This window comes from Winogradskyella sp. KYW1333 (genome assembly GCF_003335675.1).
In the GTDB taxonomy this organism is placed as follows: Bacteria; Bacteroidota; Bacteroidia; order Flavobacteriales; family Flavobacteriaceae; genus Winogradskyella.
Genome location: NZ_QPHL01000017.1, coordinates 387,856 through 408,496, shown reverse-complemented (window position 1 = coordinate 408,496; position 20,641 = coordinate 387,856). Strand labels below are relative to the sequence as shown.

24 protein-coding genes and 1 riboswitch are annotated in these 20,641 nt (G+C 32.7%); of the genes, 9 read left to right on the top strand and 15 right to left on the bottom strand.

From position 1 onward, the window contains the following. The first annotated feature begins 13 nt into the window (after nucleotides 1-13). Nucleotides 14-712 carry a tRNA pseudouridine(55) synthase TruB gene (truB, locus tag DUZ96_RS11640; RefSeq protein ID WP_114302108.1) on the top strand — a complete coding sequence of 233 codons (699 nt, stop codon included), beginning with the start codon at nucleotides 14-16 and terminating at the stop codon, nucleotides 710-712. Between the two features lie 72 nt (nucleotides 713-784). Beyond that, nucleotides 785-1,519, top strand: coding sequence for a hypothetical protein (locus tag DUZ96_RS11635; RefSeq protein WP_114302107.1), 735 nt, complete (start codon nucleotides 785-787; stop codon nucleotides 1,517-1,519). Between the two features lies 1 nt (nucleotide 1,520). Here DUZ96_RS11635 and DUZ96_RS11630 read toward each other — a convergent pair whose 3' ends face one another. Continuing rightward, complete coding sequence (locus DUZ96_RS11630; RefSeq protein WP_114302106.1) at nucleotides 1,521-2,138, bottom strand: thioredoxin family protein; 618 nt, start codon at nucleotides 2,136-2,138, stop codon at nucleotides 1,521-1,523. A 79-nt stretch (nucleotides 2,139-2,217) separates the two neighbouring features. On the opposite strand from DUZ96_RS11630, the gene DUZ96_RS11625 reads away from it, so the two are divergent. Further along, entirely contained in the window at nucleotides 2,218-2,781 is a 564-nt protein-coding gene (locus DUZ96_RS11625; RefSeq protein WP_114302105.1) for a DNA-3-methyladenine glycosylase I, read from the top strand. Nucleotides 2,782-2,785: 4 nt separating this feature from the next. On the opposite strand, the gene aat is transcribed toward DUZ96_RS11625, so the two are convergent. From aat to DUZ96_RS11610, 3 genes are all read right to left on the bottom strand, one after another. Next, complete coding sequence (aat, locus tag DUZ96_RS11620; protein ID WP_114302104.1) at nucleotides 2,786-3,412, bottom strand: leucyl/phenylalanyl-tRNA--protein transferase; 627 nt, start codon at nucleotides 3,410-3,412, stop codon at nucleotides 2,786-2,788. Nucleotides 3,413-3,680: 268 nt separating this feature from the next. Further along, complete coding sequence (locus tag DUZ96_RS11615) at nucleotides 3,681-4,058, bottom strand: DUF3127 domain-containing protein (protein ID WP_114302103.1); 378 nt, start codon at nucleotides 4,056-4,058, stop codon at nucleotides 3,681-3,683. A 45-nt stretch (nucleotides 4,059-4,103) separates the two neighbouring features. Next, nucleotides 4,104-4,973 (bottom strand): flavin reductase family protein, encoded by an 870-nt coding sequence (locus DUZ96_RS11610; protein WP_114302102.1) that lies wholly within the window; start codon nucleotides 4,971-4,973, stop codon nucleotides 4,104-4,106. 124 nt (nucleotides 4,974-5,097) lie between these two features. Here DUZ96_RS11610 and DUZ96_RS11605 point away from each other — a divergent pair, with 124 nt between their 5' ends. Beyond that, complete coding sequence (locus DUZ96_RS11605) at nucleotides 5,098-6,255, top strand: PAS domain-containing sensor histidine kinase (protein ID WP_114302101.1); 1,158 nt, start codon at nucleotides 5,098-5,100, stop codon at nucleotides 6,253-6,255. Here DUZ96_RS11605 and DUZ96_RS11600 read toward each other — a convergent pair. Then, nucleotides 6,252-6,653 carry an HIT family protein gene (locus DUZ96_RS11600; RefSeq protein WP_114302100.1) on the bottom strand — a complete coding sequence of 134 codons (402 nt, stop codon included), beginning with the start codon at nucleotides 6,651-6,653 and terminating at the stop codon, nucleotides 6,252-6,254. The two genes, DUZ96_RS11605 and DUZ96_RS11600, sit on opposite strands and share 4 nt — an antisense overlap. 76 nt (nucleotides 6,654-6,729) lie before the next feature. Beyond that, complete coding sequence (gene greA / locus DUZ96_RS11595) at nucleotides 6,730-7,203, bottom strand: transcription elongation factor GreA (RefSeq protein ID WP_114302099.1); 474 nt, start codon at nucleotides 7,201-7,203, stop codon at nucleotides 6,730-6,732. Between the two features lie 145 nt (nucleotides 7,204-7,348). On the opposite strand from greA, the gene DUZ96_RS11590 reads away from it, so the two are divergent. Next, on the top strand, nucleotides 7,349-7,780 hold the full coding sequence (locus tag DUZ96_RS11590; protein ID WP_114302098.1) for a hypothetical protein: 432 nt from the start codon (nucleotides 7,349-7,351) through the stop codon (nucleotides 7,778-7,780). On the opposite strand, the gene DUZ96_RS11585 is transcribed toward DUZ96_RS11590, so the two are convergent. The 8 genes from DUZ96_RS11585 to DUZ96_RS11550 all read right to left on the bottom strand — a co-directional run bounded on the left by DUZ96_RS11585 (nucleotide 7,777) and on the right by DUZ96_RS11550 (nucleotide 14,958). Then, nucleotides 7,777-9,912, bottom strand: a complete 2,136-nt coding sequence (locus tag DUZ96_RS11585) for a TonB-dependent receptor (protein WP_258774381.1) — start codon at nucleotides 9,910-9,912, stop codon at nucleotides 7,777-7,779. The two genes, DUZ96_RS11590 and DUZ96_RS11585, sit on opposite strands and share 4 nt — an antisense overlap. A gap of 153 nt (nucleotides 9,913-10,065) precedes the next feature. Continuing rightward, nucleotides 10,066-10,156, bottom strand: a riboswitch (TPP riboswitch). A gap of 54 nt (nucleotides 10,157-10,210) precedes the next feature. Continuing rightward, a complete protein-coding gene (gene arfB / locus DUZ96_RS11580; protein WP_114302096.1) occupies nucleotides 10,211-10,615 on the bottom strand; it encodes an alternative ribosome rescue aminoacyl-tRNA hydrolase ArfB in 405 nt (134 codons plus the stop codon). A gap of 2 nt (nucleotides 10,616-10,617) precedes the next feature. Next, nucleotides 10,618-12,174, bottom strand: coding sequence for a DUF4301 family protein (locus DUZ96_RS11575; protein ID WP_114302095.1), 1,557 nt, complete (start codon nucleotides 12,172-12,174; stop codon nucleotides 10,618-10,620). Beyond that, nucleotides 12,171-12,740 carry an AAA family ATPase gene (locus DUZ96_RS11570; RefSeq protein ID WP_114302094.1) on the bottom strand — a complete coding sequence of 190 codons (570 nt, stop codon included), beginning with the start codon at nucleotides 12,738-12,740 and terminating at the stop codon, nucleotides 12,171-12,173. The genes DUZ96_RS11575 and DUZ96_RS11570 overlap by 4 nt, the downstream gene beginning before the upstream one ends. Then, the gene (gene pnuC, locus DUZ96_RS11565; protein WP_114302093.1) at nucleotides 12,701-13,333 is read right to left on the bottom strand and encodes a nicotinamide riboside transporter PnuC; all 633 of its coding nucleotides are present in this window, start codon (nucleotides 13,331-13,333) and stop codon (nucleotides 12,701-12,703) included. The genes DUZ96_RS11570 and pnuC overlap by 40 nt, the downstream gene beginning before the upstream one ends. Continuing rightward, the gene (locus tag DUZ96_RS11560; protein ID WP_114302092.1) at nucleotides 13,317-13,577 is read right to left on the bottom strand and encodes a hypothetical protein; all 261 of its coding nucleotides are present in this window, start codon (nucleotides 13,575-13,577) and stop codon (nucleotides 13,317-13,319) included. The genes pnuC and DUZ96_RS11560 overlap by 17 nt, the downstream gene beginning before the upstream one ends. Nucleotides 13,578-13,585: 8 nt before the next feature. Next, nucleotides 13,586-14,332, bottom strand: coding sequence for a geranylgeranylglyceryl/heptaprenylglyceryl phosphate synthase (locus DUZ96_RS11555; RefSeq protein ID WP_114302091.1), 747 nt, complete (start codon nucleotides 14,330-14,332; stop codon nucleotides 13,586-13,588). Next, nucleotides 14,332-14,958, bottom strand: coding sequence for a 4'-phosphopantetheinyl transferase superfamily protein (locus DUZ96_RS11550; protein WP_114302090.1), 627 nt, complete (start codon nucleotides 14,956-14,958; stop codon nucleotides 14,332-14,334). Before DUZ96_RS11550 ends, DUZ96_RS11555 begins: the two co-directional genes overlap by 1 nt. Nucleotides 14,959-15,083: 125 nt before the next feature. Here DUZ96_RS11550 and ahcY point away from each other — a divergent pair, with 125 nt between their 5' ends. From ahcY to DUZ96_RS11530, 4 genes are all read left to right on the top strand, one after another. Further along, the gene (gene ahcY / locus DUZ96_RS11545) at nucleotides 15,084-16,397 is read left to right on the top strand and encodes an adenosylhomocysteinase (RefSeq protein ID WP_114302352.1); all 1,314 of its coding nucleotides are present in this window, start codon (nucleotides 15,084-15,086) and stop codon (nucleotides 16,395-16,397) included. An 84-nt stretch (nucleotides 16,398-16,481) separates the two neighbouring features. Continuing rightward, on the top strand, nucleotides 16,482-16,907 hold the full coding sequence (locus DUZ96_RS11540) for a very short patch repair endonuclease (protein WP_114302089.1): 426 nt from the start codon (nucleotides 16,482-16,484) through the stop codon (nucleotides 16,905-16,907). 38 nt (nucleotides 16,908-16,945) lie between these two features. After that, nucleotides 16,946-18,088, top strand: a complete 1,143-nt coding sequence (locus DUZ96_RS11535) for a methionine aminotransferase (protein WP_114302088.1) — start codon at nucleotides 16,946-16,948, stop codon at nucleotides 18,086-18,088. Between the two features lie 152 nt (nucleotides 18,089-18,240). Next, the gene (locus DUZ96_RS11530; RefSeq protein WP_114302087.1) at nucleotides 18,241-19,023 is read left to right on the top strand and encodes an amidohydrolase; all 783 of its coding nucleotides are present in this window, start codon (nucleotides 18,241-18,243) and stop codon (nucleotides 19,021-19,023) included. Here the strand turns inward: DUZ96_RS11530 and DUZ96_RS11525 are convergent. Further along, nucleotides 19,007-20,572 carry an Ig-like domain-containing protein gene (locus tag DUZ96_RS11525; RefSeq protein ID WP_309484654.1) on the bottom strand — a complete coding sequence of 522 codons (1,566 nt, stop codon included), beginning with the start codon at nucleotides 20,570-20,572 and terminating at the stop codon, nucleotides 19,007-19,009. The genes DUZ96_RS11530 and DUZ96_RS11525 overlap by 17 nt on opposite strands. Nucleotides 20,573-20,641: the final 69 nt, after the last annotated feature.

Here is a 20,641-nt window from a genome sequence, read left to right as displayed (position 1 = left end):
CTAATTTCATTTAATGTATACTGCAGAAGATTTTAAGAATGGACAGGTGTTGTTAATAGACAAGCCTCTTGAATGGACTTCTTTTCAAGTAGTGAATAAATTAAGATGGGCAATTAGAAAGGCATTCAGCATAAAAAAGATTAAAGTTGGTCATGCTGGTACTTTAGATCCTTTAGCAACAGGTTTATTAGTTATTTGCACAGGTAAAATGACCAAGCAAATAAACATATTTCAAGGACAAGACAAAGAATATACAGGCACATTCACTATTGGAAGTACTACACCATCTTTTGATTTAGAAACCGAAATTGACAAAACCTATCCTACTGAACATATTACAGAAGAACTTATTCATACTACAACCAAAAAATTCTTAGGAATTATCAACCAATTCCCTCCAGTTTTTTCTGCTATTAAAAAGGATGGTAAACGATTATATGAATTTGCAAGAGCTGGTGAAAATGTTGAAATTAAATCTAGACAGGTTGAAATTAAAGTATTTGAGATAACAGAAATCGATGGTTTAAAATTACATTTCAGAGTAGTCTGTAGTAAAGGAACTTACATACGATCCTTAGCAAATGACTTTGGAAAAGCCATAGATTCTGGCGCACATTTATCTGAACTTAGGCGAACTCGCATTGGTGATTTTAAAGTTGAAAATGCTCTAACAATTGATGAATTTATTAATGAATTGCCTCTTCATCAATAAGTGCGCAAATACTATTCAAGAACCAACTAGCCTTAAATTTCGTATATTCAATTACGGTTGTATATAGTCATTATGAATTTAATCGATAAACATAAAGCTGCAATTATCACCTTCCTGTTATCAGGAATTGTGGTTTTAGGTTTGTTTACAATTCAATTAACGCAAAAAGGTACTCTAATATCAGAAAGCTATTATAAAATAGAACCTGAAACAGAAGAGGAAAAATTAATTGAGGAATTTGAGAAAATGAAAGGACCTTCAACCAATAAGGCTTTTAATGAAGATCAAGAATTCAAGCAGATGATGCGCAACTTTAAAACTTTAGCATCAAACGATTTTCAGCGAACCACCAAGGAACTTGACAATACTGATAATACCAAAGACTTAATTGAAGAAAGAAACATAAATAAGTCTATAAATGACAATAATGCTTATGCATTAAATAATGTAGAAACCGATTCTTATAAAGCATTACAGGAAAAACTGAACAAACGCCTCGAAAACCAAAAAATAGCTGATGAGCATGCCAATAGAAGAAGCACATTGACTTATTCGCTAAAGGGTCGTACTTTGGGTTATTATCAAATACCGAGATACCTTTGTGAAAGAGGTGGAAAAATTGTTGTTTCCATCAGAGTGGATGAAAAGGGTAATGTGTTTGATGCTTATATAAACGGATCTTCAAATTCAGAAAACCAATGCTTAATTTATCATGCCATTGACTATGCTAAGTCCGTACAATTTGACGCTTCAGATCGTACAGATCAATTGGGCACAATTACATTTTTATTTAAAGGGAAAAACTAATTTACTTAAGTAGATTTACCAAATCCTCAACTGTTGATTGGCCTTTGTCTTTATTATACCAACGCTGCAAATCTTCTTTAAATTCTGGCGTTAATTTACCGTGTTGTGCTTTATAATCTAAAACCATCTCAGTTGCTACTGTTGGTCGTGGTCCAAAGGTATTTACAACTTCATTAGAAGATATATCTATCATTATCAATTTTGGAATAGCACGTCCTCCATTTGTTAAAAATTCATTCATCAAATCATCGTTGTCATCACGCAAAACAATTCTATAGTCAATATTATCATTTAACTCTGCCACTTTATTAATTACAGGCATAATATGAGCAGCATCACCACACCAACTCTCTGTTATTACCAACCAAGTAACCTTTTTGTTATAAGACTCAATCTTCTCCTTGGTATTATCAGACAGTTTTACAGTTTTATCCCAACGCTTCATTCGTCTATCGTTAAGCATTGTATAATTAGCTAATGCTTCCGTTTTCTTGTTGCCAGTTGTTGAATTTACTGCAACAAGGTTTAAAACCAAATCTCTGTATTCGTTGTAGCTAATACTATTATTTAAGCTATCTTTAATTATATCGTTTATCATTAATTTATCTTGAACTTCCATAGTGTAAAATTAGGGTTATGTTGAAATTTATTTTGCAACAGTTGTTACATTAGTAGTAAAGAATTTAAAAACTTACAAAATGGAAAAACACAGATGCGGATGGTGTGTAGGCGACCCATTATATGAAAGATATCATGATGAGGAATGGGGTGTTCCTTTATATGATGAAAATAAGTTGTTTGAGTTTTTGATATTAGAAACTTTTCAAGCTGGATTAAGTTGGATAACCGTATTACGGAAACGTGAAAATTTTAGGAAAGCTTTTGACAATTTTGATTATAAAAAAATAGCAAATTACAAGCAATCAAAGATTGATGCATTACTTCAAGATGCAGGTATAATAAGAAATAAGCTGAAAGTAAAAGCAACGGTTACTAATGCGCAGGCTTTCATTAAAATTCAAAATGAATTTGGTTCATTTTCAGACTATATATGGGCTTTTGTTAATGGCAAACCAATAAAGAACAAACTTAAAGATCATCGAAATGCACCTGCAAATACTTCTCTAAGTAATATCATCAGTAAAGACTTAAAAAATCGTGATTTTAAGTTTGTTGGCACTACTGTGATTTATGCACACATGCAAGCCACTGGAATGGTAAACGACCATGAAATGTCGTGCTTCAGATATAACGAAGTCTAATAAACTACTTCAAAGATTTTAAAAATTCCGTTCTAGAAATATGCTTAGCACCTAAACTTTCGAGATGTTTAGTGTGTAATTGACAATCTATCAATTGGTACTCATTACTTTGAACCAAGGTTATAAATGCTGCTTTACTAGCATTACTAACTTTTGCAAACATACTTTCACCGCAAAAAACTTTGTTATCTAAGTCAATACCGTAAAGACCTCCTACCAATTCCGCATTCTCCCAAACCTCAACAGACTTTGCATAACCTAGCTCATGAAGTTTTATAAAAGCGTCAATCATATCCTCTGTAATCCATGTGCCTTCTTGCCCTTCACGCTTTGCCAATGCACAATTATTGATTACCTCAGTAAATGCCTTGTTATATGTCACCTTAAACTGTTTTTTACGCAAGACTTGTTTCATACTTTTAGATACCTTTAAATCATCTGGGAACAAAACATACCTAGGATCAGGAGACCACCAAAGAATTGGGTCATCTGCATCATACCAGGGAAAAATACCATGAGCATATGCATGAAGGAGTCGTTCTGAAGAAAGATCACCACCAACAGCAAGTAAGCCTTCTATAGAAGCCTCATTGACATCGGGAAATTCAATTTTTTGATTTAAAAAGTGCATTTTACTTGCTATAATACGGTTTTTTCATTGTTTTTGTTGTTAAATAAGGCCTTTGACTTTGATAGTAACTTAATTTTATTGATATTTGACCCGACCTTTATTTATAAATTTTTGTTCATCATTGCTTTTTTTTAAGTTTGTTTGTAAAGGTCAAAACCTAAAACCACAACATTAAGTCCTGACTAACCATCAGGACTTTTTTATTTTAAAAATAAAAAAGACTTGTTTAAAAAAACAAGTCTTCATTATTTATTACCTGGTATTTTTACTAAAACGGTAAATCATCGTGGTCTTCTTCATTTAAGTCTGTTATAGGCTCAAAAGCATCAGTTGGAGGAACAGGTGGCATATCTGCATTACCCGCTTCTTGTTGTAACGCCTCAATTCTCCATCCTTGTATAGAATTAAAATATTTAGTTTCTCCTTGTGGATTTACCCATTCTCTACCTCTTAAATTAATGCTGATTTTAACCTGTTGCCCGACTTGAAAATTGTTTAATAATTCCGACTTATCCTGAACAAACTCTATCATAATATGTTGTGGGTATTGCTCTTCTGTAGTTACGACAACCTCACGTTTTCTAAACCCATTACTACCAAAAGTCTGTGTCTCTCCAATCACCTTAATTCTTCCTTGTACTTCCATTTTTTACTTAATCTATGTTATTTTAATATTGATTTTTAATTGAGTTTACGAAAGTAATAACTTCCATGCACTTTCTACATCACCATAACTCAAATAATTTTGAGCCAATTTATGTTTTTTTCTGTGAGTGGTATTTTTTATATCTGGATAGCGTTCACTAATATGATTAATAAAACTATTAACCTCTTCTTTGCTTGGCAAGGCCTCCACATTTGCCAACATACCAAGATTATTTCCCGTTAAGATCATACTGTTTCTAACCTCTTCTGGCATAGCATCTACACCAATTCCCATTGTTTTTAATGGCTTGGGGATCTGAAAAAACCCCTTTTTTGCTCTACTGTAAAAACTTCCTCCTGCTCTAGCAACCAAGTCTAGCGCTTCTTGGTTAATTGAACCATCACCATTTAAAACTTCTTCTGCAACATGAAATTTCACAACTTCACAAATAATTAAATTACCTGCACCACCTTCCTTACCTAAATATACTATATCATTGACCTTACATTCTAACTGCACAGGAGATTCTGCAACTCTAAATGGTTTTACCTCTTCTGAAGGCAACATTGTTAATCCTGCTTTATCAAATTCATTGACATCTTCTGGATATTCTGTACTAGTCAGTGACATTTGATGTACCAAATCATAATTAACTACATTTATTACAACTTCTTTAACCTCTTCTGCATTGGTTAATGTGTGTTTAACCGTATTATCCCTAACTCGTCTTGCCGGAGAAAAAATTAAAATTGGTGGATTAGTACTAAATACATTAAAGTAACTAAAAGGTGATAAGTTAGGGTTTCCTTCAGCATCAATAGTACTCGCAAAGGCAATAGGTCTTGGAGCTACCGAACTCAACAAATAACTGTGTAATTTAGCTGTAGTAAGGTCTTTAGGGTTTATTGAAATCATATAGTACTCTGATTTTCAGCAAATATAAATATATTGAACCTCCGGCGAAAGTGTTTTATACAATAAGAGACACAATATTATTAACAGAAATCCATTATATTTAAAAATGAAATTGCACTAGCCAATGTTTAGTACTAACCGTAATATAATCCGTTGGATTATCATAGTTTCTTCTTTTATAATTATTTCTCTAATTCTTTGGAATACCTACACTTTCTTTCAAAAATTTAAGGCAGAAGAACGAGTGAAAATGAATACTTGGTCAGTTGCCCAAATTGACTTTATAAAAAACATAGACGATTTAGACAAGGATGTTAATAATGTAACCTCTCATGTCCTTACAGAAATGACAACGAGCACACCCATGTTAGTAATTGATGCAAATGGAGAGGTAAACAATTACATCAATATTGAAGAATCTAAACTGAACGACTCCTTAAAAGTTCAGAAAATAATTAAAAAGTTCTCTAATGAAAACCAACCTATTGAAGTTAGAGTTGGTAAAGAGACAATACAGACGATTTATTATGGTAACTCCCCATTACTAAATAAACTAAAATACTACCCTCTCGCACTCTTATTAATCATATTATTGTTTGCGGCGGTTGTGTATTTCTTTTACCGAAGTTCTAAGAATGCAGAACAAAATAAACTTTGGACAGGTATGGCAAAAGAAACGGCTCATCAAATTGGCACACCTTTATCTTCTCTTGTTGGTTGGGCCGAAATATTAAAATCTGAGAATGTTAAACAAGAATATATTACTGAAATTGAAAAGGATATCAGCCGATTGCAAACCATTACTGAACGATTTAGTAATATTGGTTCTGCACCCACATTAAAAAAGACAGATATAATTGAAGCCACAAATTCATCTTTTGATTACTTAAAAACACGCTCTTCTAAACTTGTGAATTTTGAAATTCAAAGTTTAGACAAAGAAGTTAACGTTAATTTAAATCCCCAACTCTATAGTTGGACCATTGAAAATCTTGTAAAAAATGCAATTGATGCCATGAAAGGAAAGGGAGATCTAAAACTGATGATTTCTCAGAATGAGAAGCAAGTATTTATTAATATATCTGATACTGGTAAAGGAATACTTAAGAATCATTTTCAGAAAATATTCGAGCCTGGTTACACCACAAAAAAGCGTGGTTGGGGTCTAGGTCTATCTCTAGCTAAACGTATTATTGAAGACTATCACAATGGAAAAATAAAAGTGCTTAAATCGGAGATTGGAAAAGGAACCACAATCCAAATTTCACTTAAGACTGTTTAGCCTATTTCATTATAATTTTTTGCAATTAAACTTGCGACCACTTCAAATTCTGTAGAAGATAATTTTTGCTTAGTTGTAAACCTTGCATTTTCCATATTGTGCAAAGGTATTAAATGCACATGAACATGTGGTACTTCTAATCCGATTACGGACATACCAACTCTTTCGCATGGCACAGCCTTTTCTATTGCAATAGCAACCTTTCTTGAAAATTCCATTAAACCCAAGTAGGTCTCCTTATCTAGATCAAAAATTTTATTGACTTCTTTCTTTGGAATACATAAAGTGTGTCCCTTGGTGTTCGGATTTATATCTAAAAAAGCATAAAACTCTTCAGTTTCTGCAACTTTATGTGAAGGGATTTCACCTTGTATAATCTTTGTAAATAATGTTGCCATATTATAAATATAAAAAGATTCCTTGATAAAGGAATCTTTTAATTCTAAATACGATTATTGTTTTGGAAATAGTCTTCTATCTTGAAATTTCTAAGATGTCAAACTTCATAATACCACTTGGTACTTTTATTTCAGCTACATCACCTACAGATTTACCCAAAAGGCCTTGTCCTATTGGAGAATTAACCGAAATTTTTCCAGCAGCTAAATCTGCCTCACTTTCTGCAACCAAAGTATAGGTCATTTCCATCCCATTAACTTGGTTCTTTATTTTCACTATAGAAAGGGCCAATACCTTAGAGGTATCTAATTGCGACTCATCAATTACTCTGGCATTAGCCAAAGTTTCTTCCATTTTAGAAATTTTCATCTCTAACATTCCTTGAGCCTCCTTGGCCGCATCATATTCAGCATTCTCACTTAAATCACCCTTATCTCTTGCCTCGGCAATTGCCTGAGACGCTTTAGGGCGTTCAACATCTTTGAGGTGGTTTAACTCCTCTCTCAATTTTTTTAATCCTTCTTCAGTATAATAAGATACTTTACTCATAATTCATTCGTTTTTGTATATACAAAAAGACGCCGAACCATGTTCAGCGTTAATACGACATCTTTTCAATAAGTTGTGTATGCAAATATATAAAATATTTACGGTATAGTTGAAATAATCGTAAATTGCCACATAAAATTCTATGATGAAAAAATTGTCTTTATTACTTGTTTTGTTACTTCTATTAGGATGTAATAAAAGTGATGACAACAACAATTGTAACTTTCTTCTTAATGTTGGAGTCAACTTAACAGTAAACATTAATTTACCTCAATTCAGTCAGCTTCAATTTGCTAATAATCCTGTAAGAGTAGAAGGCCAAGGTAATGAAGGACTTATTTTAATACGAGGCATCGGTGATAATATTTTAGCTTGGGATGGGGCAGATCCGAATCACTCACCAGGACCTTGTTCAGCTTTACAACTTAACGGTATAGATGCGGAATGTGGCTGTGATGACGGAAATATATATAATTTGGTTACTGGGCAATTAGTAAGCCAAACAAATCAACCCTGCACATTAAAGCCATACAGGGTTGAATCGTTGGGTAACAATACCTTTTTGGTAACCAACTAAAAGTTTAAGGTTATACCAAGTAAAAAGTTTGTAGTAGCCTGAGGATAAAATCCAGAGAAAAATCCTGTTGAAATACCTGTTGGGCTATTGGAATCCTCAAAGTCAAACGATCCAAAATAACCATTTGAAACATATTCTTCGTTAAGAATATTATTTACTAAACCTGTAAATACTACAGACTCAAAAATTGAATTTGTTTTTAGAGTGTATGTGATATTAAAATCGTTTACAAAAAAGCTATCAAGTTTTGATTCTGGGTTCTCTGTATTACCCATGTATTGGTCACCAACATATTTACTCAATAAAGACATTTGCAAATTTTCAATTGGCTGATATACAATTGCATTTGCCACAACCAAATCTGGCGAAAATGAAATATCTGTTTTTCCTAGGTTTTCTAATTCTCCATTAAGTGATACAATAGTTTCCGTATTTTTATTAGAGCTAATTGTCATGTTAGGTTGTATTGTTAGCTTGGATGATACAGGAATTATAGCTTCTAACTCCAACCCTAGTCGATAACTTTCACCACTATTTGTTCTTATTGGATTTCCAACATCATCTAATCGTCCAGATAAAACCAATTGCTCATTATAAAGCATATAATATGCATTTGCATTGAAGCTAAAATTACCCTTTCTATGTCTCCAACCAAGCTCAAAATCATTAAGCTGTTCAGGTTCAATATCATTATTAGACTCAAAATCGGTTCTATTAGGTTCTCTGTTAGCTCTAGCATAAGAAAAGTAGAAACTATCACTATTGTTTAAATCGTATGTGATCCCAGCCTTTGGATTAAAAAATGTAAAATCTTTATCTACTTCAAAAAGCACTAAATCTGAAGTTGTGCCATAAGTTTTATACGATACGTTTCTAACTTGCAAATCACCATAGAGACTAATTCTATCATTTAGCTTGTAATTGGCTTTTGTGAATACAGATAAATCGTTTTTTAAGCTATTACCATCATAATATCTATCTCTAATATCACTTTGACTTGCAAATTCTGCCCAAATAACTTCTCCAAAATGATCACCATCGTAATGACTTAAAGAGCCACCAAAAATCATATCCAAGTCATTATTTTTATAATTAGCACTTGCATTAATAACATAAAAATCATTGTCTAACCATCTACGACGTATTAGATCCGTAGTGTTTTGTATTTCTCCATTTACGGTTAATTCCTCAAAGCCATAAATTGAAAACTCATCATCTTCTCTAAACTGTTCAAAAAATCCTCTTCCATATGTATAATTTAATCCCACATTAGTGGACCAATAATTATTGTAGCGCTGATTCCAATGCAATTGGTAGTGATCTTGGCTATAATTATCTACTTCATTATCATAAAATTGGGTATTACCATCGTCATTCTCGTAAATACCTGCAAAATTAAAAGTTCTATTATCAGCCAATGTCTCTGCATCAATACCATACCATGCTTGATAGGTTACTTCATTTCCGCCAAAAACAATAGCTTTAATCAGTGTATTTTCATCTACATAAGCACCTTGCAAAAAATAAGATCTTAAGTCCGCAGAAGCTCTATCTATGTAACCATCTGATGAAATGTTAGATAACCGACCTGCAATTTCAAAATGGTCATTTATTAATCCAGTACTGAATTTTACAGTATGTTTTCTTGTATTAAAGCTTCCGAAAGAATTTGATATTTCGCCAGAGGGATTTTTGAAAATAGCATCTGTAAGCACATTAATGCTCGCACCAAATGCTCCAGATCCATTGGTTGAAGTCCCAACACCACGTTGTAACTGAAGACTTTCAATGGATGACGCAAAATCTCCTAAATTAACCCAAAACGTACCCAATGATTCAGCATCATTGTAAGGAATTCCATTTATCGTGATATTGGTAGATTGTGGACTTACACCTCTTACCCTTATACCTGTATAACCAACACCTGCACCAGCATCTGTAGTGGTAACGACAGAAGGTAAAAAATTTAATAAAATTGGAATGTCCTGCCCTAAATTTCGTTTAGTAATCTCTTTTTTTGAGACATTTGAATGTGTGATTGGTGATTTAGCATCTACACGTACGGATTTCACCAAAACCTCATCTAGTTTTTGAACCTTTGTAGAATCCTGTTGTTTTTCTTGGGCGAACATTGTCCCGAAGCAAAGACATAAAACAAATAGTAAATTCGGTTTGAGTTTCTGTGTCCTTTTTTTGAATAAATTTTTCATACGACTATAAATTATAATCGAATAAAAAGAGGTAATTATTCTTTATTTGTAATTTTTAATTTTGGATTTATTAAATACTTAAATCCTTGAAATTCCTTAGCAGCATTACCTGCTCAGGTTCAATGGGTATGATCTCAGCCACTTATTGGCACCCCTTTTTGAGAACGCTGCAAATATACTAACAAATGATATTTGAAAACTAATTAATTTAAATTAATTACTAGTCTAATTTAGGTGGTTTCCTATTAGCCTTCTTTTCAGAAATTTTTCGTTTAATTTCTAGTCTTTTACGCTTTGCGGATTTGGGAATCTTAGTTTGTTTTCTTTCTTTTTCTTGTTTTAAACCAAGCTCAATTAGGTTTAAAAATCTTTTAGTAACATCTATTTTATTTTTTAATTGACTTCTGTTTTGGCCTGAACTTAAAACTAAAATACCTGACTTATTTATTCTATTACTTAGAAAGGAAAGAAGTTTAATTTTTTCGTCTTCGCTTAAATGGCTAGAATTTAAAATATCAAAACTAAGAACAACCTTTGTTGCGACTTTATTAACATGTTGCCCTCCACTGCCTGAGCTTCGAACAGCCTTAAATGTTAACTCAGAAATTAAATTTTCCGCATCCACAATTAGTTAATTTGATGCATGTCTTTGAGTAGGTCGTTTACCGTTTTAACCGGATTAAAGGTTATAATTGGTACTTCAACAAAAATCGTGTTCCAAAAGGCCATACTACCGTTCCATAGGCCTGGTAGTTCTAATGCTTTTAAATCTTTACCAACCTTTGTTTTCATGGTAATAAAAGCAGCCTTATGATCTACAAAATCTTCAAGATTAAACTTTTCGCCTCTGTAGTTTCTAACACCACATACAAGATCTACTGGATTAAAATGGGTAGCATTCTTAAGTATATTTTTTTGCTCTTTGTTCTTTTGATTTATCTGAGCAGATTCAACAATTTGCAATGAGATATTAGAGTTTTGATCCTTAACCCAAAATGGTCCTCCTCCTGGTTCTCCTTCATTTTTTACCATACCACAAACCCTTACAGGACGGTTTAATTTTTCTCTTAAATATTCAATTTTATATTTTTCAGAATACTTTTCAAACTCCTCTGAAATTCTAACGTTAAGTTGTCTTGTTAGAAATTCTGCAATGGTTGTAAGATAATCTTCACTAATTTCATTGGCCTCTAAGTCCTTCAGATATTTATAGGCCTTTTCCTGGACATCTAGTAAAATACCTGCTAAAACCTTTTTGTACTTTGCTACTTCTTCTTTGTATTGTTTAACAACAACATTATCTATGTTTTTTACAAATATTATGTCTGCATCTAGTGTATCAAGGTTTTTAAGAAGGGCACCATGACCAGATGGTCTAAATAATAGTGTGCCATCATCTTCCCTAAATGGTTTATCATCTAATGTTACAGCAATGGTATCTGTTGATTCTTGCTGGTATGAAAAGGAAATATGAAATGTAATACCTGTTATTTTCTCAACGTATTCTTCAATATTTTTGAATTCCTCATCGAATCTGTCTTTATATTTTTCTGAAATCGTAAAGTGCAATCTAGCCTCATTTTTGTCAGATGCATATAAAGCACCTTCATACAAATGCTCTTCAAAAGCTGTTGATATATGATTGTTTTTATATTGATGAAATGGCAATAAGCCTTTTGGAGAATTACCAAAATTTAAGTGGTTCTCGTGCAACATTGTATTTACAAAATGACGTGCTTTTTCACCAGATGATAATGAAGGATAGTCTACTTCACTAGATTCAATTCTATCCATAACCATTTTATAAAATGGAAATTGTTCAAGACCAACTCTGAACAATGAAAAGTCCTTCAATTTATTCTTATTTATAAATGCATTCAAGGATTCCTTTTCAGAATCATATTCTTTTAAAAATTTAAAAAGAAACTTAAACATTCTAGTTGCAGCTCCAGACGCTGGCACAAATTTGATAAGGGATAAATTCTCTCTATTAGAATCGAACTTATAGATATGTGTTTTGATCGTATGATCATTTAACTTAATGATTCCATTATCTATTGTTGCGGCTTCAACAATTTGGGTAAAAGGAATTCCTGTTTTAAACAAGTTGATTTGTGATTGTACTTGTTCTATTGTTAATCCTTTTTCTTCGATTTGGTTAATATCGGATTCTGTAAAACTCATTTTGAATTCTTTAGTAGGTTATCTATATGTTTAATAGCTGATTTTAAACGTTCTTGCTTATTTCCCTTAAGTAAAACATATGGTTTGTTGTACTTAATAAGTGTTTCTTCAAATGCCTTAAACATGCGTTCTCTTTCATTGGGTTTATCTCTAAGGTCATCTGCTTCCCAAGGGGTGTCAATATAAGTTAAAAAATAAAGGTCGTATGAATTTTTTAGAGCATTGGTCTCTAAAATCGGGTCACAAGTACCTGAGTAATAGGCCTCGCTATAAACTTTAGTCTCAAGTAAGTCCGTATCACAAGTCAATATGGTTTCTGTTTTTTGTGCCAGTTCATTTTCAAGTTTCATCTGTCCAATCGCTATTGGCAATAGATCTTTTGGCTCGCAAGTTTTGCGTTCATTATTCCATTTATTCTGAAGATATTCTCTTGCATACTCAGGCACCCAAACAGAGTTGTAGTGCCTTGCTAGCTGTCTTGAAAGTGTAGTTTTTCCAGTGGATTCGGGCCCAAATAATACTACTTTTATACAATTTGAAGGTTGTTGTTTAAGTGCTTCTTCCATGCTAAATAGCCATAAATGGCAATAATTGTAAATCCTAAATACTGAAAACTAGTAAAAGTAAATCCTTTATATAGATACAAAGGTACAGATATGACATCTCCTATTATCCAAAATATCCAGTTTTCTATTTTGCGTCTTGCCATAAGCCACATACCAACAAAAAATATGGCAGTAGTCAATGTATCTACATATGCAACCCAACTTGTCCATTTATCAAAAGACTTGTATACAACAAAAACAAAAAACAAGGTTGCAATAAAAATGCCAATACTAATTTGTTTTTCCTTTTGGGTAGTAGTAGATATTGGTGTAACATGTGTTGCATCGACTTTTCGAGTCCATATATACCAACCATAAACACTCATAGCAAAATAGTACCCGTTGATCATCATATCGCCAAGCAATTCCCATTTAAACAGTAAATACACAAAAATCGCGGTACTTATCATACCTGTTGGAAATACTAAAATATTGTTTTGCTTGGAAAACCATACGGATAGAAACCCAAAGACTACGGCAACTATCTCTAATACAATATCCATAGTTTGATAGTCCGAATACTGACCAAAAAAGAAATCAAAAATCTGGTTCATAATCGCTTCGGTCTGTCTTTACAACTTTCATGTTTAATACGGCAATATCTATATCTAGAAAAGATTGTTTGATGGTTCTAGTTAAAAAAGTCATTAGAGCATCATAGTCTCCATAAATTTGTGTGCTTAATGGATTTTCAAGAACTTTAAATTCAGATTTTCTTAATTCTTTGATAAATTCGATAATATGAGATTCGTAATCATCTTTTAATGGCGTTAGAGTAAGCTCTACGGATATTTTCATTGAATTTATTAATTGGCAGTTATTTTAAATTCTGGCTTTAACAAATCCTCTAAAAAGGATTCGTCCTCTTCAAATGCTGTACCAACCACCACAATATCTGCTCCTGCACCATATGCGTTATTAAGGTCTTGTTTTGTTTTAATACCACCTCCTATAATCAAAGGAATATTTAATGATCCTTTTACTTTAGAAATTATATCAGAATCAATGGGCTGTATTGCTCCACTCCCTGCTTCTAAATAAATAAGTTTCATACCCAATAATTCTCCTGCTTTCGCAGTATCTCTTATAAGGTTGATATCAGCCCTTAGCATTGGCGTGGTCTTACTAACTTTCTCTACTGAGGTTTTCTTACCATTTTCAACAAGTAAATAACCAGTCGGTAGGATTTCTAAGTTGGTAGTTGATAATTTAGGTACAGCCTCAACATGCTTTCCTATTAAATAATCTGGGTTTCTCCCAGATATTAATGATAAAAACAGAATTCCATCTGCCTCAGGAGAAATTTGATTCGTATCTCCAGGGAATAATATTACGGGCAATTTTGTATGGGATTTAATTTCCAAAATCTGTTCATCAATATTAGTATCCACTTCACTTCCACCAACAAAAATATGAGTAGCAATGGATCTATTGACTTTACCTATAAATGAAGAAATATTCTTTATCTCCATTTTATCAGGATCAATTAAAACGGCCAATTGCGTTTTTGCAATCTGTGAGTTAATAATAATATCTTTATATACATTCTTCATTATGGTACCACATAGGCACAGGTAAAACCTTCAAACTCTAAAAAAGCAGTATTGTATCTGTACTTTTTATTATTATAATCTATCCAAGCTACTGTATTGCCATCATTAATCATAAATGGAATAACTAAAAAATGATCTTTAAATAGCATTCCAGGGGTTGCAAAAAGTTTATATAACGACTCTTTAATGCCCCAAATAACGGTTAATTTATTTATATAATCTTCAGCATGAGTCTCTAGATAATTAAATTCATAATCCACGAACTTTTTTGCAATGATTGAAATTTTTTCACGTTGCTTTTCAATGTCTATACCAACTTCCTTATCACTTACTATCACACCCGAAAATATAAATGAATGTGTAATTGAAATACATTTCCCATCCTTAAGATGGGGTTTACCATGTTCATCATAAAACAAATCCTGATCTGTATATCCAAATTCTCTAAGCAGGTGTCTTACACTTAGAAATCCGCGTTGATGTAATTCACTTTTCATACCCAAAACGCGTTCTAAACTATTTGGTTTTAAATCCAAAGGCTTCAATAGTTCATTATAAGACTCCTCAATCTTCCATATTTTAACAGTAGTTTGTGAGTTTACATCAATGGATTTATAAAGTGGCATTTAATATTCTAAATGGTAATGTTTATCTTTGCACAGCCTTAATCAGATTTGGCTTGTAATGAAGAACGAATTTAACCAATTACATGATAATCCCAAAGGTAGTTATTTAAAAAATGAAATATAAAATGAGTACAAAAATTGCTTACGTCCCTTACAAAGTAAAGGATATGTCTCTTGCTTCTTGGGGAAGAAAAGAGATTGAATTAGCAGAAGCAGAAATGCCAGGTCTAATGAGTCTTCGTGAAGAATATAAAGATGAACAACCACTTAAAGGTGCGCGTATTGCAGGCTGTTTGCATATGACTATTCAGACTGCCGTATTAATTGAAACTTTACAAGCACTTGGTGCAGAAGTTACTTGGAGCTCTTGTAATATATTCTCCACTCAAGATCAGGCTGCGGCGGCCATAGCTGAGGCTGGTACTGCTGTTTATGCTTGGAAAAATATGACTGAGGAAGAGTTTGACTGGTGTATAGAACAAACCTTATTTTTTGGTGAAGACAGAGAGCCATTAAACATGATTTTAGACGATGGTGGCGATTTGACTAATATGGTCTTAGATAAATATCCTGAATTAACATCAGGAATCAAAGGCCTTTCTGAAGAAACAACTACTGGTGTTCACAGATTATATGAGCGTGTTAAGAACGGAACATTATCAATGCCAGCAATTAATGTTAATGATTCTGTAACCAAATCTAAGTTTGATAATAAATACGGTTGTAAAGAGTCTGCTGTAGATGCTATACGCCGTGCTACAGATACTATGCTAGCTGGTAAACGTGTAACTGTTTGTGGTTATGGTGACGTTGGTAAAGGAACTGCAGCTTCTTTTAAAGGTGCTGGAAGTATTGTTACTGTTACTGAAATAGATCCAATTTGTGCTTTGCAAGCAGCAATGGACGGATTTGAGGTAAAACGTTTGGAAACTGTTGTTTCTAATTCTGATATTGTAATTACTACTACAGGTAATAAGGACATTGTAAGAGCAGAGCATTTTAAGGCCATGAAAGACAAAACCATAGTTTGTAATATTGGTCATTTTGACAATGAAATACAAATGGCTTGGTTAAACGAAAATTATGGTGATACCAAAAACACCATTAAACCTCAAGTTGATAAGTATACTATAGATGGTAAGGATGTCATTATCTTAGCAGAAGGTAGATTGGTAAACTTAGGTTGTGCTACAGGTCATCCAAGTTTTGTAATGAGTAACTCTTTTACAAACCAAACATTAGCACAGATTGAACTTTGGAACAATTCTGGAAACTACGAAAACAAGGTGTACATGTTACCTAAGCACCTAGATGAAAAGGTCGCGAAGTTGCACTTAGAAAAAATTGGTGTTGAATTAACTGAGCTTAAGGGCTACCAAGCAGATTATATTGGTGTTACGGTTGAAGGACCATATAAGCCAGAACACTATAGATACTAATTATTTTTATTATATAATTACAGTATTAAATATATTAAAAGGCCCTTTCATTTCTGAAAGGGTTTTTTTATTTTGAGTCTGAAAATGATCTATTCAAACGACAAAATAAAAGTCCCGAGATTTAGTGAAGAAGAAGGCTTCTATACCACAAGGAAGCGCTCTAAAATGATGAGCAAAATACATAGCAAGAATACCAAACCAGAATTAATTTTCAGAAAAGCTCTGTGGAAAAGAGGAATTCGTTATAGAGTTAACAATAAACAACTACCTGGCAAACCAGAGGTAATTATAAAAAAATACAAACTTGCAATTTTTATTGATGGAGAATACTGGCATGTTTACAATTGGAATGAGAGAAAACCCAAGTTAAAAACCAATCCTAGATTTTGGATTCCCAAGATTGAACGTAATATGCAACGTGATAAAGAAGTAAACCAGCAGTTGCAAAATATGGAATATACCATCTTTAGATTTTGGGTACACGAAATAAAAGACAATCTTAAAACATGAATCAGCAATGTTTTTAATGCACATAACAAATTCAAAATATGGACATAAACTCTAAGTTACCAAAGGTTGGCACAACAATTTTCACAGTAATGAGTGCCTTGGCTAATGAGCATAACGCTATTAATTTATCTCAAGGTTTTCCCAACTATCCTAGTTCACAGAAATTAAACGATCTTGTTAACAATGCCATGAATAATGGTTACAACCAATATGCACCAATGGCTGGTAATTTAGATTTAAGATTAGCTATTGCGCATAAGTATGAATTGCTATACAATAAAACCTATCATCCAGAGAATGAAATAACCGTAACAGCTGGTGCTACACAAGCCATCTACACAATAATCTCAGCCTTTATACACAGGGATGATGAGGTCATAATTTTTAAACCTGCATACGATTGTTATGAACCTGCAGTTAAAATCAATGGAGGAACACCTATATCTATTCAGTTATCAGTACCTAATTATAAAATTAATTGGGAAGAAGTATCATCAAAGATTACTTCTAAAACAAAAATGATACTAATTAATACACCTCATAACCCTACAGGTACCATTTGGTCTAAAGAAGATTTATTACAACTTCAAAAAGTGACTCAAAATACCAATATAATTGTACTAAGTGATGAGGTCTATGAACATATTGTTTTTGATGATGCTAAACATTACAGTGTTTGTTTATTTAATGATTTAAAACAACGCTCTTTTATAACAGCCTCTTTTGGAAAAACATTTCATAATACAGGATGGAAAATTGGGTACTGTTGTGCACCAAAATCATTAATGGAAGAATTTAGAAAAGTACATCAGTTTAATGTGTTTTCAGTTAATCATCCTGCACAAAAAGGAATTGCCGATTTTATGCAAGACCCAGAGACATATAATGGTCTTTCAGAATTTTTTCAGCGTAAACGTGATTTGTTTCTTAATTTGATTTCTGAATCTCGATTTAAATTTAGTCCTTCACAAGGCACCTATTTTCAGGTTTTAGATTATTCTGAAATCACTGATGAATACGACGTAGATTTCGCAAAACAATTAACCATAGATTATAAAATAGCTTCTATACCCTTGTCCGTTTTCAATAATGACAACAAGGATGATAAAGTTCTTCGTTTTTGCTTTGCCAAAACTGAGGAAACTTTGATTAAGGCAGCAGAAATTCTCAGTAAAATTTAGAGGAAATGCCAAAAAAGACATAAAAAGAATCTCAAAAAAATATAAAAAATTAAAAAGAAAGTTAAATTATCTACAATTGACGACCGTAAGTGGTTAAATAAAATTGATAAATTAGAAACAAAAGTTAACAAGTCCTATAGCAAAAAGTAACTATGCAAAACACTCTGAAAATAGCAATTATTCAATCTCATTTGGTTTGGGAAGACCCTGAAGAAAATCGAAAAAAGTTTACAGAGAAAATTAATTCTATATCAGATAATGTTGATATAATAGTGCTCCCGGAGATGTTTACTACTGGCTTTACAATGAATGCTCTTAAGGTGGCTGAAACTATGCAAGGTGAAACTATAAACTGGCTAAAAAACATTTCAAAAAATAAAGAAACTGCTATAATAGGGAGTTTAGTTATTTACGAAAACAACAACCACTACAATCGTTTAATATGTGCCCAACCGTCTGGTAAACTTATTAAATATGATAAAAGGCACACATTCACACTTGCAGGAGAGCACGAAGTATACACAGCCGGTACTGAAAAAGTAATCTTTAGTTATTTAGGTTGGAAAATTTGTCCCCTTATTTGTTACGATCTGCGTTTTCCCGTTTGGGCAAGAAATTCCGAGGATTATGATTTATTGTTATACGTTGCCAACTGGCCAAAACCTAGAATTAATGCGTGGGATGCATTACTAAAAGCAAGAGCCATAGAGAACATGAGTTATTGTATTGGTGTTAATAGAGTTGGCCTAGATGGACTTAATTATGAATATCCAGGTCATTCTGGTGTATATGATGTTTTGGGTCACCGCGTAGATAGTATAAAGGAAAATGAAGACAAGGTTGAGATTGTATCTCTAGAAAAATCAATGATTGGTAAATACAGGAATAAACTTAACTTTTTGAATGACAGGGATGAGTTTAATCTAAAAGTGTAAATTCAATAATAAAATCAAAACTTGCTCTAACCTCTTCCACATTTGCAGAAGGTGCATAGCTCACCCTTTCAGGTTGTATTCCCAGTAAATAATTCCCAGTATCATACTTACCATTTTCATTGGTGTCGTATATAACCCTTAAGGCATATTTGCGCGGTGCAATATCAGTGAAGTCTACCACAGGATTCTCAGTAGTATAGCGCTCATAAATTACAATACCTGTATCATTGACCAACTGTACAATAAGAGGAAACTTTGCGTTTCTTAATTGAACCCTTAAGTTCCCGTATTCAGATTTCATTTTTGTTCTGAATGAATAATTAAGTGTATCCTTAATAACACCTCCATAAAAGCCTTCAAATGTTTCTGGCAACATCGTAAAAACGTAACTCTGGCCTTCTTCTTTTTCTACCGGAAAAGTGTATTTATTATAAATAGAGTCGTATTCAACTTGAAAATCAATAAAAACAGAATCCTTGTTTATGAGACTGATTTTTGATTTGTCTAATTTTGTTATTGGGATATTTCCTTCGAGACTAAAATCCTGATCAAAATTAATAGTTCCAGAAACCAATGCTTTAATTTTTAAAGAGTCATCTTCCATAGCTCTAAACCTATGTTTAAAAGTATCAATGGATTTCTCATTTCTAACAATAAAATTTACTGTATCTACTTCGAATTTTGGATTGTACCAATAATAAAGGCTATCTGTTTGTTTATCCTTAGTTATTCTTGTTTCAAATCCTTCAGGTTTATCACCTAAAAGTTCAATTTGCATGGTTCTATAATCGCCTTCATATGGAAAAAGTATCCTTTTGTCTCCATCTTGCTTTGGCTTAAATGCCTTGAAATTTGGTTCTTCCTTAAATAATTTTAATCCGAACGTTGAATCTGTAGGCACTTCAATAAATCCTTCTTTAAAGGCAATTTTATCATCCTTTTGATCAAATAAAAAATTGCTGTTTTTATCCTTAATAGCGAATAGTTTGTATTTACCTTCTTTAATATTGTCTATGCTAAAAGTGGTTAAACTATCTAATGTATTTGTGATATATCTAGGTTTTTCCTTAAAAACAATAGAGTCTGTATAAGTAGAATCTACCTCATACAACATAACTGTTACAAAGGTATCCGGTTCCTCAGCAATAGCATCTTCTACATATCCTTTAACCGATAATGAATCTATGGTGTCTCCGGTGGAAAACACATATCTGTAATATGGATAAGGGTTTTCCTCATTATTATCTACAATACTCTCACCAAAATTAAACGCATAAGTTGTATTTGCCTCAAGGGTATCTTTAATTTTTATAGAGATATATTTACTTGCGCCTCCCATAGGAGTAATAGAAGGATCGGTATCCATTGGAGGAGAAATAATCAATTGCTTCCTAAGGTCCTTAATTTTAACATACTCATCGAAGTAGATGTTAATTTCATCTCCTTTAAAATTTGTTGAAAAATTCTCTGGCTCAGATTTTAAAATAACAGGTGGCTCAGTATCCTTATCACCACCAGTTGGCGTACCGCGATTAGCGCAACCTATCAAAATGCAAATCAAAAAAAGACCAATAAAAAATCTCCGTAAGTAAGAATACATTCAGTAAGAATTATTTAG